The organism is Flavobacterium sp. CS20 (genome assembly GCF_018080005.1).
Classification (GTDB): Bacteria; Bacteroidota; Bacteroidia; order Flavobacteriales; family Flavobacteriaceae; genus Psychroflexus.
In genome coordinates this window covers 324611-338166 of record NZ_CP073015.1, presented here as the reverse complement: position 1 = coordinate 338166, position 13556 = coordinate 324611, and the positions used below count along the sequence as shown (strand labels likewise).

The window sequence follows — 13556 nt, the reverse complement described above, 5'->3', positions numbered from 1 at the left end:
AGTTTAATTTTTAATATTGTTTATCTAAAACCATTTAATTGTCAAATCAATAAGCTTCTGTTTGAAGCCATTGTAAGGAGGCGTTAAAAAGTCTAATGCATTGGGGATATGCTGATGCATAATGCCTCTTGGATTAGAAAAGGCTTTAAAACCCTCATCCCCATGACTTTTTCCAATGCCACTGTTGTTAGATCCCCCAAAGCCAAGGTTCAAATTAAAAAACTGAACCCCATTATGATTAATACAAGTTCCGCCCGCCCTTGTGTTATTGATTACACTTTTGATATTCCTTTTCGAGCGACTATACATATACAAGGCGAGAGGCTTCTCTTTAGAATTTACCATTTCAATCGCCTGATCAATAGTTTTAAAGCTAAGAACAGTGACAAAGAATAAAAATTTCTTCCTGCATCAGGCTTGCATCTCCTTCAACATTGGTTAAAATGGTTGGGGAAATATAGTTGTCTTTATCACGGCTTTCTCCACCTACGACGATTCTTGCATCTTTGCTGATGGCATCTTCAATGAGTTGCGTTAATCGGTTATGGTGTTTCTTATTTACAATCCTAGCATAAGAAGTATTTTTAGCAGGTTCTTCAGAGTATAACATGCCTACTCTTTTTTGTAATTCTAAAACCAACGCTTCTTGCACACTCTCATGTACCAATACGTAATCCGGAGCTATACATACTTGTCCGGTATTGAGGAATTTACCCCATGCGATTCGTTTTGCGACAAGTTTTAAATTTGCCGTTTCGTCAACTATCGTTGGTGATTTACCTCCTAATTCCAGCGTAACTGATGTTAGGTGTTTGGATGCGGCACTCATTACTTTCTTACCCACAGCCGGAGAGCCTGTGAAGAAAATATGATTGAAAGGGAGCGATAACAGTTTTTCAGAAGTTTCAACGCCTCCTTCTACAACAGCAACTTCGTCCTCATCAAATATTTCAGAAATGATTTTTTTGATCAAACCAGAGGAATGAGGAGTCATTTCGGATGGTTTAATCATTATACAATTGCCTGCCGCTATTGCGGATACCAGAGGCCCGAACGTCAAATTGAAAGGGAAATTCCAAGGCGATATAATCAGGACAACGCCTTTGGGTTCGTATTTGATTCGTGAACTCGCTCCAAATAGGGCGATAGGTGTTTTTTTTCTGTTCGATCCCAGCCATTTTTTTAATCTTCGCTTAGCGTGATTGATTTCGCTAGTAATCGGATAAATTTCAGTAAGGTCAACCTCTGACGGGTGTTTGCCAAAGTCATTATAAAGAGCCTCTCTGATTTCAGGTTTGTACTTGATAATGGCATCATGCAAGCGTATTAATTTTGCTTTTCGGGCTGAAACATTTGTGTTGCCTACAGAAAACTGGTTTTTCTTCTGTAACTCGTAGATACTTTCAATCTCCGCAGTATTGGCTTCTATGACTTCAAGGACTTCCATAATCACTTATTCCTGAGTTCTTTCTTAAGAATCTTTCCCGATGCACTCATTGGGAGTTCATCTACAAATTCAATAGACCTTGGATATTTGTAACTAGCAATTCTCTCCTTTGTCCACTGTTTTATACTTTCTTCGGAAACTGAACTGTCTTTTTTCCTTACTACAAAAGCTTTGACCTCTTCACCTAATTTTTCATCATCAATTCCGACAACAGCGACCATAGAAATATCTGGATGTCTCAACATAATCTCTTCGACTTCCCGGGGATAGACATTCATTCCACCCCGAATGATCAGATCTTTTTTCCGGTCAACGATGAAGAAAAATCCGTCTTCATCCTTTATGGCTATATCGCCAGAATAGAGCCAACCATTTTTTAGTGCCTCTTCGGTTTCTTTGCTTTTTTTATAGTAGGATTTCATCACATTGGGACCGCGATAGATGAGTTCACCTTTTTCTCCTACTGGAAGTTCGTTGCCGTCTTCATCCACTACTTTTACGTCAACGCCCCAGATGGGTGTTCCAATAGACCCTGGCTTTCTGCCTATTTCCATTTGATTAAATGTGACCACCGGCGAACCTTCTGACATTCCATAACCTTCTATCATGGGGATTCCAAAACGTTCTTCAAATTCATCAATGATCTTGACAGGAAGAGATGCACCACCAGAAACGCAGATCCTCAAGTTTTTAATGATATTTCTATTTTCTTCATTATCCTCCTCATTCAAAATTGCCCAGTACATGGACGGCACCCCTACAAAAATTTTGATATTAAACTGCTTAATATTTTGATACACAGTTTTAGCATCGAATTTTGGCAGTAAGATCATGTGGAGTGATTTTCGAATCCCGGCAAACAGCGTAACGGTTAGACCAAAAATGTGAAATAATGGTAACGCCATCATCTGAGCTTCAAAATCTGAAGATCCTATAATTTCTGTAGCGATTTCTGCGTTGCTAAAAAGATTGAGATGGGAAAGCTCGGCTCCTTTTGGTTGTCCTGTAGTGCCGGATGTATAGATGATGACCGCTGTATCTTCAGACGAAGTCCTGTAGGATTCAAAAACAGTGTCTTCGTTTTTAATTAAATCATCAAAATTCCGGATGTCATCTGATAGATTACCAATGCTTATGAACTGCTTACAAGAATCGGTCATGTCAAATCCCTCTTTCCCGTATTTTCCCATTGGAATATCAGAGGTCCCGACAAAACAGAAAAACATGACACTTTCGGAATCAGAAAGATAATAAGCAATCTCATCAGGTTTCAGCAAAACACTCAATGGTACTACGGTGGCACCCGTTTTTAAAATCCCGAAAAATAGGATGGGATATTGCGGTAAATTTGGACACAACAGGCAACTTTGTCGCCATAGCCAATTCCACTTTTTGATAGGAAATTGGCCGTTTGACACACTTTCTCGTGAAAACTTTTATAGCTTAAAGTCAAATCGCCAAGGCTCAATGCGGGCTTATTGGGATTTCTTTTTGCACTTTGTTCGACCAAAATTGATAAGTTCAGCATTCTGTATTATTTAATTAATATTTGACTTGTTTCATAAGATTGGTGGCGTTACTGGATAAATCACATTAGCAACTTGAGAAGATGCTCCATTAAGTTGAACATATGCTAATGTACTACCCAAAAAACTAGGCACATCCTTACTTAGGATATCTTCTTGTACATTCAGTTTGTACATTCAGTACGTATTATTATTATTTAACAATACGCACTGACTGTGAGTTATAATTCACCTCGCTTCACCGACTTATGAATACATACAATTCTGTTATAATTTACAATAAGAACTATTATTATTAAAATAGTTCTCTTTTTTGGCTAATTTAATTTTTTATCTGTAAATAAAAAATAATTTTATATGTTTTAACATATTTTTTATTATAAAAAAATTATGCTATTTTTGATGTTGGCGGTGTTTACATTGTCAACTAGTGGATTTTCAATTAATAGTAGCATTGAATCTCAAGAAGACTGCGATGCTCTTGCAGAAAAAGCATATCGTATAAGCGAAGAATATGGAGATAGTCAGGCTGAAATGAACGCTAACTATTTTAATTTTTATTGAGACTGTATGGGCGCTGGTGGATTATCGGAATTTGAAGTAACAATTAATGGTTAATACTTTTGCAGATGTTTTATAAATTATTTTTTGTTATAACTTTTTTTTTATTCAATATTACATTTAGCCAAAATTATTTGGCTAAATACAATATAGTTGAAATCAAAAAATTAAAACTTAACAAAAAAAAAGATTCTCAATACAATTACGTTATTAAAAGAATGAATAATCAAATTAGTGAATATAGCAATAGTTTGTCTATTGAAATTATATGTAATAAAAACGATTATTTTTATAAAATTCCTAACAGATTAAGTATTGATGAAAATAAAAACCAATATTATAAAACATCTGCATTATCAAACATTGGAATAGATGAAAATCTATTGGTTTTAAAAAATAAAATCTACTTCTACTATGAAACTGATAAATTTGTTACAGTTTTAGATGAAGATGTTATAGACTGGCATTTTACTGGTAAGAAAAAAAAGATTGGAAACTATAATTGTATACGAGTTATACCTGAATTTAAAGAAAATATTAAATTAGGAAGAAAATCTAAAGACATTAGTTTATGGATATGTCCAGAAATAAATTTAAAAGGCGGCCCATTTAGGTTTGGTAACTTACCTGGATTAATTGTAATGATGGAGAATAGTATAGCTAAATTTAAATTAGTTGAATTAAAAGAAACAAATCAAAATATTATAAACTTAGAAGAGTTTACTGATAATAGAAAAATTATATCTTATATGAAAGCTCAAGAATACCAAAAAAAAGTTGGTAAAATGATTGAAAGTAAATTCAAAAATTAATATTGTTTATATATTAATAAAATCAATGAAGTTGAATTTAAACAGCTACCTAAAAATAGCTGTTGCATTTATTCAAAACCAATTACTCAACCAAATATAACTTGACCAAACCCCTAAAAAATCAACTAAGAATCAACTGATAATGGTCTAAACAAATCGAGGTATTTTAGTCAGAAGTCACAAAATGACTAATGCTTTTATCTAAATCAGATTGAGCAAAAAGTTTTGAATCATTAGGTATAATTGCTCGTGGCGATAATTTCTCTAATTCGACTTTGTTTGCTGTAAAAATAATTTTGGCAAACTCACCTGTTCTTTCAGCATCTTTAAGATTAAATGGTAAAATTTGAACATTTTTTAAAGGTAAATCTTCAAGTTTTCCAAAAACACAATATTCAGCAATACTTATGGTAGAAACTTTTAAGACAACATCTTTTTCTAAGAAATATTTAAAATAGTTTACGGCATTTGAATGAAGTGGATCTTCATCATTAAGTAATCTGATAAAAAAACTTGTATCTAATAGAACGCTATGCTTCATATTCCCCTCTTAGGTTTAACAGTAATTCATCAGCATTAATATTTCTCCAACTTTTCTTTGCGTTTTTAATCAATGAATTTAGATAGTCCTTATCAAATTTTGGTTGATAATCAATTAATTCTAATAAAGACAATGACTTTGTATCAATCTCACTTGTATCAATGTTTTGTTTACCACTAACTCTAACCCCAAAGTCTCTATAAAGTAAATTATCTTCTCTCTTCTTTAAAAATTTCTCCCCAGTTTCAATTGATAAATAGCCATAATCTTCAGTATCCAGATGAATATTAGCCTTACTTTTTCCACCAGCATCTTTTAAAGTGCCATAAAAATAAAATTCTGCTTCAACCCAAATGTTTTCGGTTCTAAAATATTTAGTTGAGGGATTTATGATCAATTCATAATCAGTGTTGAATGAAGTTTTAATTTGAAATTCATAGTTTTTTTGCAGAGATAAATTTTGAATATTTTCTATAGCTCTCGCCGTTTTTAATTCTAAAAAATCAATAGAGTTATTCGCTTGTATTTGACTAAGTATAGCACTAAACCCGATTATTGTTTGCATGCTTGTTTTAAATAAATGCCTTACAGAACCCTCTTGAATATCATAGGTGATTATTGGTCTATCTTTCTTATTTTTAGGGTATAACAAATCTTCAACATTATTCAAAATTGCTGAAATATGTTTTATATCATAATTTTCAGGACTTAAACGTTTGTTTCCCGATTTTCCTACGACTCGAATTTCTATGTTACCAATTTTTTGCATAATTCAAAGATACAATTATTTCAAATATGTTCAATTTGTATTAATTTCTCTAGCAAAGAATTTAATAAATGTGAATATTTTAAGTCCAAAACCCAACCTCACCAAAACCTTGCAACTCCGCTGTAACTTTAAGCTCGGGTTTTAACCATTCTGCGGCGGTGGCGGCACCAGCCAGAATAATTTGACCAGGTTGTAGCACAAGGTTGTTTTCTGAAGCGAGACGAGAGAGCTCGATGACAGATTGATACGGGTTATCAAGAATAGCTTGAGTCATTCCGCTTTGGACAGTCTCATCATTAAATTTTAATTGAATAGGTAAATTGGTGATATCTTCTTTTAAATCTTGCCACTGCCCAATGCAATAGCCAATTGAAGAACAATTATCTGCAATGACATCTTCCAAAGAAAACTTAAAATTTTTATATCTCGAATCGATGACTTCAATAGCGACTGTCATTTTATCGATATATTGTGGTAATTCTTTTATGGTTAACTGACGGTTGATGGGTTTTGAAACCTTAAAAGCCACTTCCGGTTCTGCTCTCGGGTGAATGTATTGGTTTAAATCGATGTGTTCATCGGGTTTAATTTCCATAGCATTGGTCAACACGCCCCAAATTAAATCGTCAACGCCCATTTGTTGCATTTTAGCTTTACTGGTAAAACCGAGTTTATAACCTGTAATAGTTTCACCTCTATCTAAACGGTGTTCAACCAACTGTTTTTGAATCTTGTAGGCTTCTTCTAATGAAAATTTGACGGTTTCAGAAGGTTGAGCGATTGGTGATGCTGTGGTGGCAGCGGTGTCGAGTTGTTGGGATATGGTATTTGTTTTGTTCATAAAATAATTTTCTCGCAGAGGCGCAAAGACGCTGAGTTTTTATATATTTTTATTTGATTTCCTTGTGTTGTGTTTTGTTATTGAATTCTCTTTGAGCCATTTTGCTTGCTTCCTAGCCATTTCTATGGTAATTGGCTACTGCTTGGATAATTGTATCATGGCGAGAGTCGCTCTTTCCTGAAAGGATATTTTGTAATTCATATTTTACCTTTTTAATATTCACTATATAAATATAACTCGAGTATAAAAATACGAAATAAAAATTTTAAAATTATTTTTTTTCGCTAACCTTCCCAAAATCAAATAGGGCAGACAGGAGCGTAAATTCACTAAGATTCTTAAACGTTTATCACTTCATCCTTTAAATAACTGCTGGTTTGTTTTTTGACAATCTCTAATTTTTCTTTTAAACTCAAATGTTCTGGCAAATGACCTTCTTTTAACAAATACAAAATCACTTTATCCTGAACACGACCGCGCACTTTGGCTTCTTGATAACCGATGTTTTCATTAAAAGTCACCAGAGAATATTTAGACGCATAATCGTTTGGGAATTCTTTTTCAAAAGCTAATTCTAATTCACGTTTCTGTAAAAACAACTCCTGAGCAGTATGGGCTTTCATCTCGTGAAAATTATCTAAAGCCAAATCGGCTATACCATCGGCATCTTGTTTTCGGTTTTGACTAAATTTTTGAAAAGCTTGGTCTAAATCGAAATTGGTTTCCTGCAAGATATCATCAAACACCGCTACATCTTCAAAAGACGCATTCATCCCTTGACCGTAAAACGGCACTATGGCGTGAGCAAGATCACCCATTATCAGTGTTTTTTTATAAGTCCAAGGCGAGCATCTTACTGTGCCAAGTGCCGCTGTTGGGTTTTCAAAAAATTCAGTAGCCAAATGCGGCATCAATTCTAAAGCATCAGGGTAATCTTTTTGAAAATATTCTTCAACGATTTCTGGTGTGGTCAAATTATTGAAATTGTATTGTCCACCTTCATAAGCAAGAAACAAAGTTACCGTAAAGCTACCGTCCAAATTCGGTAAGGCAATCAGCATATTTTCTCCTCGTGGCCAAATATGCAAAGCATTTTTATAAATTTGATGTTGACCATCTTTAGGTGAAATACTCAATTCTTTATAACCGTGGGTTAAGAAATTCTGAGAAAAACTAAAACGCAAATCTCTGTTTTTCATTAAAGCTTGTCTAACCACAGAACCTGCACCATCGGTGCCAATGATATAATCCGCTTGAATTTCAAAATCTTCGTCGGTTTTTTCATTTTTAAAATTAGCTTTAGCATTTTCAACATCAACGCTTTGACATGCAACTTGAAATATCAATTTGACATTGTCGTGTTTTTCAATTTCATCAAGCAGTAATGCATTGAGACCAGACCTTGAAATAGAGTTGATGTAATTATCGTCTTGACCGCTGTAGGCTGAGAATTTTGTATTAGATTCTTTATCGTGTAGCATTCTACCACGCATAGGAATGCAAAGCGATTTGACTTTATCTTCAAGACCAACGCGTTTTATGCCTTTGATGCCACGATCTGAAAAGGCTAAATTAATTGAGCGTCCAGCAGAAATGTCTGCACTGCGTAAATCTAATCGTTTTTCAATTAGAGTGATTTTGTAACCATGTTGGGCGAGTTTTAAGGCTAATAACGAGCCACATAATCCTGCACCAACGATGAGCAAATGTTTATCTTGCATATCTGAGGTCTTTTAAGATTTGAACAAATTGGTAAACGTCTTCAAAACTGTTATAAAGCGGTGCTGGTGCTACGCGTATCACTTGCGGTTCACGCCAGTCGGCTACAACGCCAGCTTTGGTAAGTTTATCAAACAAGCTTTTGTCAGCATCGAGAAATTGGATTGATAATTGGCGACCTCTTTCATCAGGATTTTGTGGCGTGATAATTTTTAAGTTCTTATCATTTAATTCTAATAATAAAAACTCTAAAAAACCAGTTAAATCTTTTGACTTTTTGACCACATTATCGAAACCCGCTTTTTGAAACATATCGAGTGAAGCTCTAATTGCGACCATAGATAAAATCGGCGGATTGCTCAATTGCCATGCTTCAGCTGTTGGGATTGGTTTAAAATCCTGTCGCATATTAAATCGTGTGGACTTGTCGTGTCCCCACCAACCTGCAAAGCGTTTTAAATCTCTTTTATGATGTTTTTCATGCACAAAACAGCCACCAAGACTTCCTGGACCAGAATTGAGATATTTATAGGTGCACCAAACGGCAAAATCAACGCCTAAGTTGTGCAAATTGGGATGAATATTACCAACACCATGTGCTAAATCAAAACCTACTGTGATGTTGTTTTGGTGGCATAAATCAGTGATGTGTTGCATATCAAAATTTTGCCCGGTATAGTAATTGGTATTGCCGATCAAAACCAAGGCGATTTCATCGGTTTGATCTTGAATAATTTTATCAAAGTCTTCTAAATAATAATGCTGATCTTCTCTTGGTTTCCAAAGAATTAAAGCATCATTGGGATTGTAGCCGTGAAATTTTAACTGAGATTCAACGGCGTATAAATCAGACGGAAAAGCATCGGCTTCTATAACAATTTTATAGCGTTTTGAAGCGGGTTGATAAAACGACACCATCATCAAATGCAAATTGACGGATAAGGTATTCATAATAATCACTTCGCTTTCTTTTGCTCCGACAATGTCTGCCATAGGTTTAGACAAAAATTCATGATATGGCTTCCAAGGATGCTTGGCATCGGTGTGACCATCTACAGCTAACTCAGACCAATCTTTTAATTCTTGTTGAATATAATCAGAAGTAGATTTGGGTTGAAGCCCGAGAGAGTTTCCGCAGAGATAAATTTTGTTCTTACCTTCTTGATTTTTAGGAAAATGAAATTGATTTCTAAATTGTTTTAAACTATCGTTTTTATCGTTAGTCTGTGCAAATTCTAGGTTATTTTGATACATCATATTAATTGATACTTACATCTCTAAAGTTAAGTTGAAAACCTGTTTCAGGATTACGGTGTAAAATATTGATTTTTATACCATCAAAATTTGATAGGTCTTCAAAGGTATTGATTAATGCGGGTTTATCTTGACCACTTGGATAATACGCCCATTCTATAATGTGGTGATTTTCATCGAGATAAACATCGTATCGATCGCCTGGTGTGTATCCACCTTTATCAGGATATTTTACAATGAGTTTTGTGCTTTCTTTTTGCTGAATAGGCGATTTTTGATTTTCAATTACTTCATGATTAAAAACATCCCATTCTAAATGAAAAGGAAACAACAACCAAAAACTATCGTTGACAAAAGCTTTATCAGTTTTTACAAATTCTTCCATAATATTGTTTCGCTTATAAGAAATTCTTTCATTTTCATTGACCAAAATTACTTGTTCTTTTTTAGGATACCATATCCAGTGTCTTATCGTTTCTTCTTTACCTAATTTGGCTACAAAACTAAATTCAACTTTTTCAACTTTAGGCCAATGTTCAAAACCGTAAGCATCAGCAATCTTATTGATAATAGTCTTGGTTCCTTCAATATTTTTTTCTGTTTTTTCAGTTGTTTTGGTTGATTGTTCTTCTTTTTGATTTTTATTATTTTGACAAGAAGTTAAAACAAATAACGCAAAAAGGGATAAAAATAAAGTTTTCATAAGTGAATTTTTAGTATATAAACTGTTTGTGAAATTATATAAAAATTTTAGAATAGGATAAGTTTTTCTTGGTTTGGATACAAAAATAAGTCATCGAGATTTAAATCAGTGTAACCTGAAATTTCTTTTGTTTTTCATCGTATATTTTTTTGTTAAAATAATAAATTTTAATCTAAACTTTAAAGATTATTTAAAGTTTTAATTACAACTTTGGCGTTTCTAAAAAACACAATGTTAATTTGGGTTTATCTAAAATTTTTTATATCGTTTTTGTTTTCATCAATCTATCTCTGTATAATCTATATGCTCAAGGCATCAACCATAAAATCAGTTTTACGCACGACAACGATTTGTATTTCATTACCGATCGATATTATTCGGCAGGTAACCATTTGAGTTTTGGTTTCGGTCTAAAAAGAAAAGACGATAAGCATCAATTTTTAAACTTCACCATAGGTCAAAATATTTATACACCAAATAAAAAATCATTGCCAGACACCGCGAGATTTGATCGTCCGTTTGCAGGTTGGTTGTTTTTAAAAACAGAGTTTACGCATTCTACAGCAAATGATATTTGGTCTTTGCAATTAGAAATGGGTCTGACTGGATCTCAATCTTTAGCTGATAAAGTCCAACGTAATTACCATGAACTGATCGGTGAGCAACTTCCAAGTTGGCATCTTCAAATTCCCAATGATTTTCATAGTAATTTGGGGGTTCAGTACTAAAAAGGGTTTTGGAATAACAGGTTGATCAGTTATTCTGCAGTTAAGTTAGGCACAAAAGATATTTATATTCAAAATGGTTTAGAATTGTTTTGGGGAAGTCATCATAAATTAAATCAAAACTCATATATAGGATTAGCGAAACACCACGACAAAGAATGGTTTGTTAATTTTGGGACATACTATCGTTATGTGTTTTACAATGCACTTATTGAAGGACATTTGTTTAATGACAATGCGGTTTTTACCAAAAACACCACAAACCACCTATTTTTATTAAAACTTAAGTGTTTTTACCGTTGGAAAAGGAATAGTATTGAAGTTTCATATCATTTTAATACGAAAGAAAATAAAGACGCTAAGTCTCAATCTTATCTTGGTTTAACTCTATCAAGATATTTTTAAGCATTAAGATATCACACAATTAAAATGTGAAAGTTTTTACGTATTTTTAACCGTTTATAAAGTTTTAAATTCATCTTAATTTATTTATGTTAATTTTGTAATATCTTTTTTATTAATAATAATGAAGCAAAAAACCACCCTTAAGCAACTTTCTAAGGAACTCAATGTTTCGGTTTCTACGGTTTCTAAAGCCTTGAATAACAGCTCAGAAATCAGCACCAAAACCATTAAGCGGGTTAAGGAATTGGCAAAGCTTTATGGCTATAAGCCTAATCCTGTTGCAGTAAGTTTAAAGCGAAATAAGACCTTGACCATTGGTATTTTAATTCCAAATATTCTCAACCATTTTTTCGCCAAAGTTTTGCATGGTATTGAGCAAGAAGCCAGTAAAAAAGGTTACAAAATCATCATTTGCTTGACGAATGAATCTTTAGACAAAGAAAGAGAATATCTCGAAATGTTGGAATACAATAAAGTTGACGGAGTAATTGCGACTTTAAGCCAAGAAACTCAGATTAAAGAAGACTTTAAGCACTTTAAAAGCATAGAAAATCCTTTAGTATTATTTGACCGAGTAACTGATGAAATTGATTGCCATAAAGTTTTAGTTGACGACAACAAGGTCGCACAAGGGGTTTTTGAATATCTAAAAAATCAAAAACGAAAAAAAATAGCTGTAGTTTCTACAATACCGCATCTAAGCGTAAGCGTTGCAAGGCTTCAAGGGGTTATGAAATCTGCAACACAAAATTCTATGAGCGTTAAAACACTTATGATAAATGAAGCCAAAGATGCCGAAACTAAAATTGATGATTTTTTTAAAAATGAATCCTTTGATGCTCTAATAGGTTTAGACGAAACTGCACCTGCCATAGCTATAAACACAGCAAAACACCATAACATAAATATTCCAAAGGATTTAGCTATAGTTGGTTTTACAGATGGATTATTAGCCAAATACGCTTATCCTAAAATGAGTGTAGTGTCTCAACATGCTATTGAATTAGGAGAAAATACCGTCAAAATTTTATTAGAAAGCATAGAAGACAAGTCTCTTAAACCAAAACGATTTATACAACCTACTTCGCTTATCAAAAGAGCTTCATCAGAATAAATTATCGCGTAGTATCGCGATACACAATTTTGGTTGGTAAAACAATTTCGTTGTGTGGGTTTGAGTCTGAAATATAATAGCCTTTGTCAATTTTATTTAATAGCATTTCAGCTATATTTTCCCCCATTTTAAAACTAGGTTGTGATACGCAAGTCAATTCAGGTATAAACATGCTACTGTAATGTAAATTACCAAAACCTATGACTTCAATATCTTTAGGAACTCGATATCCAAGTTTAGTCAATGATTTTATACATAAAATAGCATAATTGTCCGTTGAGCAAAAAAAAGCATCAGGCATATCGTCAAGTTTAGACAAAAAATTATAAACTTCGTGAAATTCATGTTCTTGATGATATGATTTGCAATTGAGCAAGTGCTTTTCTTTAAAAGGTTTTTGATATTTGTCATGGGCTTTTACAAATCCATCAAATCGTTGATTAAACACACTTTTTTTGGAAGTACCTCCTATATAACCAATATATCTATTTTCGCGTTTGATAAGTTCTTCAACAGCATTAAAAGCTGAACTAAAGTCATCGATTTTGACGTGTCCTGCACCATCTATTTTTTTATTGATATTATCAAATAAAACCAACGGCATTTTTCTTTCAATCAGCTCTTCTACATGTTCATAAGAATGAGTGTCATGTGTAAAACTCATAGCAACACCATCAACAGTTCCCTTTTCAAAGGCTAAAACGTTTTCTTTTTCATAATTAAAAGAATTTCTAGATGAACTTATCAAAATGCGATAGTTATGTTTTCTAGCAAAGTGATCTATACCACGGCAAACTTCAATAAAGAAAGGCTCATCATATCGTGGAATAATGACACCCAAAATATTAGTTTTACCAGAACTCAAACTTTTAGCAATTTGATTTGGTCTATAGCCCATTTGCTTCGCCACATCCAAAATTCTTTTTTTGGTTTCTGGTTTGACCCGATTACTATCAGACATCGCTCTTGACACTGTTGCTATAGAAACTTTCAAAGCTCGAGCCACATCTTCTAATCTTACTCTATTGTTAATTTCTGATGCCATTCTATTGAGATATTAATAATTTTTAATGCCTTTTAATGAATATCTAATAATACAAACGTTTACATTATAATTTTACATTAATCAACTGTAAAAC

At 33.3% G+C, this 13556-nt stretch carries 14 protein-coding genes and 2 pseudogenes; 4 read left to right on the top strand and 12 right to left on the bottom strand.

Annotation, left to right across the window (positions count from 1 at the left end; translation table 11 throughout):
* Positions 1-24 precede the first annotated feature (24 nt).
* The 5 genes and pseudogenes from IGB25_RS15125 to IGB25_RS01510 all read right to left on the bottom strand — a co-directional run bounded on the left by IGB25_RS15125 (position 25) and on the right by IGB25_RS01510 (position 3150).
* Positions 25-345, bottom strand: coding sequence for an aldehyde dehydrogenase family protein (locus tag IGB25_RS15125; protein WP_256437242.1), 321 nt, complete (start codon positions 343-345; stop codon positions 25-27).
* Between the two features lie 28 nt (positions 346-373).
* Positions 374-1447 carry an aldehyde dehydrogenase family protein gene (locus IGB25_RS01525; RefSeq protein ID WP_256437241.1) on the bottom strand — a complete coding sequence of 358 codons (1074 nt, stop codon included), beginning with the start codon at positions 1445-1447 and terminating at the stop codon, positions 374-376.
* Positions 1448-1449: 2 nt separating this feature from the next.
* Entirely contained in the window at positions 1450-1725 is a 276-nt protein-coding gene (locus tag IGB25_RS15335; RefSeq protein ID WP_371815965.1) for a hypothetical protein, read from the bottom strand.
* Between the two features lie 189 nt (positions 1726-1914).
* Positions 1915-2975, bottom strand: a pseudogene (locus tag IGB25_RS15330) (AMP-binding protein); the annotation flags it as partial.
* Positions 2976-3006: 31 nt separating this feature from the next.
* Complete coding sequence (locus IGB25_RS01510) at positions 3007-3150, bottom strand: hypothetical protein (RefSeq protein WP_211065868.1); 144 nt, start codon at positions 3148-3150, stop codon at positions 3007-3009.
* 213 nt (positions 3151-3363) lie between these two features.
* Here IGB25_RS01510 and IGB25_RS01505 point away from each other — a divergent pair, with 213 nt between their 5' ends.
* Complete coding sequence (locus IGB25_RS01505) at positions 3364-3537, top strand: hypothetical protein (RefSeq protein WP_211065867.1); 174 nt, start codon at positions 3364-3366, stop codon at positions 3535-3537.
* A gap of 65 nt (positions 3538-3602) precedes the next feature.
* The gene (locus IGB25_RS01500; protein ID WP_211065866.1) at positions 3603-4346 is read left to right on the top strand and encodes a GLPGLI family protein; all 744 of its coding nucleotides are present in this window, start codon (positions 3603-3605) and stop codon (positions 4344-4346) included.
* Positions 4347-4512: 166 nt separating this feature from the next.
* On the opposite strand, the gene IGB25_RS01495 is transcribed toward IGB25_RS01500, so the two are convergent.
* From IGB25_RS01495 to IGB25_RS01470, 6 genes are all read right to left on the bottom strand, one after another.
* Complete coding sequence (locus IGB25_RS01495; RefSeq protein ID WP_247653567.1) at positions 4513-4887, bottom strand: hypothetical protein; 375 nt, start codon at positions 4885-4887, stop codon at positions 4513-4515.
* Complete coding sequence (locus IGB25_RS01490; protein ID WP_211065865.1) at positions 4877-5656, bottom strand: hypothetical protein; 780 nt, start codon at positions 5654-5656, stop codon at positions 4877-4879. Before IGB25_RS01490 ends, IGB25_RS01495 begins: the two co-directional genes overlap by 11 nt.
* 79 nt (positions 5657-5735) lie before the next feature.
* On the bottom strand, positions 5736-6497 hold the full coding sequence (locus IGB25_RS01485) for a 2-keto-4-pentenoate hydratase (protein ID WP_211065864.1): 762 nt from the start codon (positions 6495-6497) through the stop codon (positions 5736-5738).
* Between the two features lie 338 nt (positions 6498-6835).
* Positions 6836-8218 (bottom strand): NAD(P)/FAD-dependent oxidoreductase, encoded by a 1383-nt coding sequence (locus tag IGB25_RS01480; protein WP_211065863.1) that lies wholly within the window; start codon positions 8216-8218, stop codon positions 6836-6838.
* Positions 8208-9473 (bottom strand): kynureninase, encoded by a 1266-nt coding sequence (kynU, locus tag IGB25_RS01475; RefSeq protein ID WP_211065862.1) that lies wholly within the window; start codon positions 9471-9473, stop codon positions 8208-8210. The genes IGB25_RS01480 and kynU overlap by 11 nt, the downstream gene beginning before the upstream one ends.
* A 1-nt stretch (position 9474) precedes the next feature.
* Complete coding sequence (locus IGB25_RS01470; RefSeq protein ID WP_211065861.1) at positions 9475-10173, bottom strand: hypothetical protein; 699 nt, start codon at positions 10171-10173, stop codon at positions 9475-9477.
* A 239-nt stretch (positions 10174-10412) separates the two neighbouring features.
* Between IGB25_RS01470 and IGB25_RS14610 the strand changes: the two are divergent.
* Positions 10413-11303, top strand: a pseudogene (locus IGB25_RS14610) (lipid A-modifier LpxR family protein).
* Between the two features lie 121 nt (positions 11304-11424).
* Positions 11425-12417 carry a LacI family DNA-binding transcriptional regulator gene (locus IGB25_RS01455; RefSeq protein WP_211065858.1) on the top strand — a complete coding sequence of 331 codons (993 nt, stop codon included), beginning with the start codon at positions 11425-11427 and terminating at the stop codon, positions 12415-12417.
* A gap of 1 nt (position 12418) precedes the next feature.
* On the opposite strand, the gene IGB25_RS01450 is transcribed toward IGB25_RS01455, so the two are convergent.
* Positions 12419-13462 (bottom strand): LacI family DNA-binding transcriptional regulator, encoded by a 1044-nt coding sequence (locus tag IGB25_RS01450; RefSeq protein ID WP_211065857.1) that lies wholly within the window; start codon positions 13460-13462, stop codon positions 12419-12421.
* Positions 13463-13556 lie beyond the last annotated feature (94 nt).

Excerpts from the sequence above, each read along its gene's own strand:
- IGB25_RS01510 (WP_211065868.1), bottom strand. The coding sequence starts at position 3,150 with ATGTACAAACTGAATGTACAAGAAGATATCCTAAGTAAGGATGTGCCT.
- kynU (WP_211065862.1), bottom strand. The coding sequence starts at position 9,473 with ATGATGTATCAAAATAACCTAGAATTTGCACAGACTAACGATAAAAAC.
- IGB25_RS01490 (WP_211065865.1), bottom strand. The coding sequence starts at position 5,656 with ATGCAAAAAATTGGTAACATAGAAATTCGAGTCGTAGGAAAATCGGGA.
- IGB25_RS01470 (WP_211065861.1), bottom strand. The coding sequence starts at position 10,173 with ATGAAAACTTTATTTTTATCCCTTTTTGCGTTATTTGTTTTAACTTCT.
- IGB25_RS15125 (WP_256437242.1), bottom strand. The coding sequence starts at position 345 with ATGGTAAATTCTAAAGAGAAGCCTCTCGCCTTGTATATGTATAGTCGC.
- IGB25_RS01450 (WP_211065857.1), bottom strand. The coding sequence starts at position 13,462 with ATGGCATCAGAAATTAACAATAGAGTAAGATTAGAAGATGTGGCTCGA.
- IGB25_RS01505 (WP_211065867.1), top strand. The coding sequence starts at position 3,364 with ATGCTATTTTTGATGTTGGCGGTGTTTACATTGTCAACTAGTGGATTT.
- IGB25_RS01455 (WP_211065858.1), top strand. The coding sequence starts at position 11,425 with ATGAAGCAAAAAACCACCCTTAAGCAACTTTCTAAGGAACTCAATGTT.
- IGB25_RS01495 (WP_247653567.1), bottom strand. The coding sequence starts at position 4,887 with ATGAAGCATAGCGTTCTATTAGATACAAGTTTTTTTATCAGATTACTT.
- IGB25_RS01525 (WP_256437241.1), bottom strand. The coding sequence starts at position 1,447 with ATGGAAGTCCTTGAAGTCATAGAAGCCAATACTGCGGAGATTGAAAGT.
- IGB25_RS01480 (WP_211065863.1), bottom strand. The coding sequence starts at position 8,218 with ATGCAAGATAAACATTTGCTCATCGTTGGTGCAGGATTATGTGGCTCG.
- IGB25_RS01485 (WP_211065864.1), bottom strand. The coding sequence starts at position 6,497 with ATGAACAAAACAAATACCATATCCCAACAACTCGACACCGCTGCCACC.
- IGB25_RS01500 (WP_211065866.1), top strand. The coding sequence starts at position 3,603 with ATGTTTTATAAATTATTTTTTGTTATAACTTTTTTTTTATTCAATATT.
- IGB25_RS15335 (WP_371815965.1), bottom strand. The coding sequence starts at position 1,725 with ATGAATGTCTATCCCCGGGAAGTCGAAGAGATTATGTTGAGACATCCA.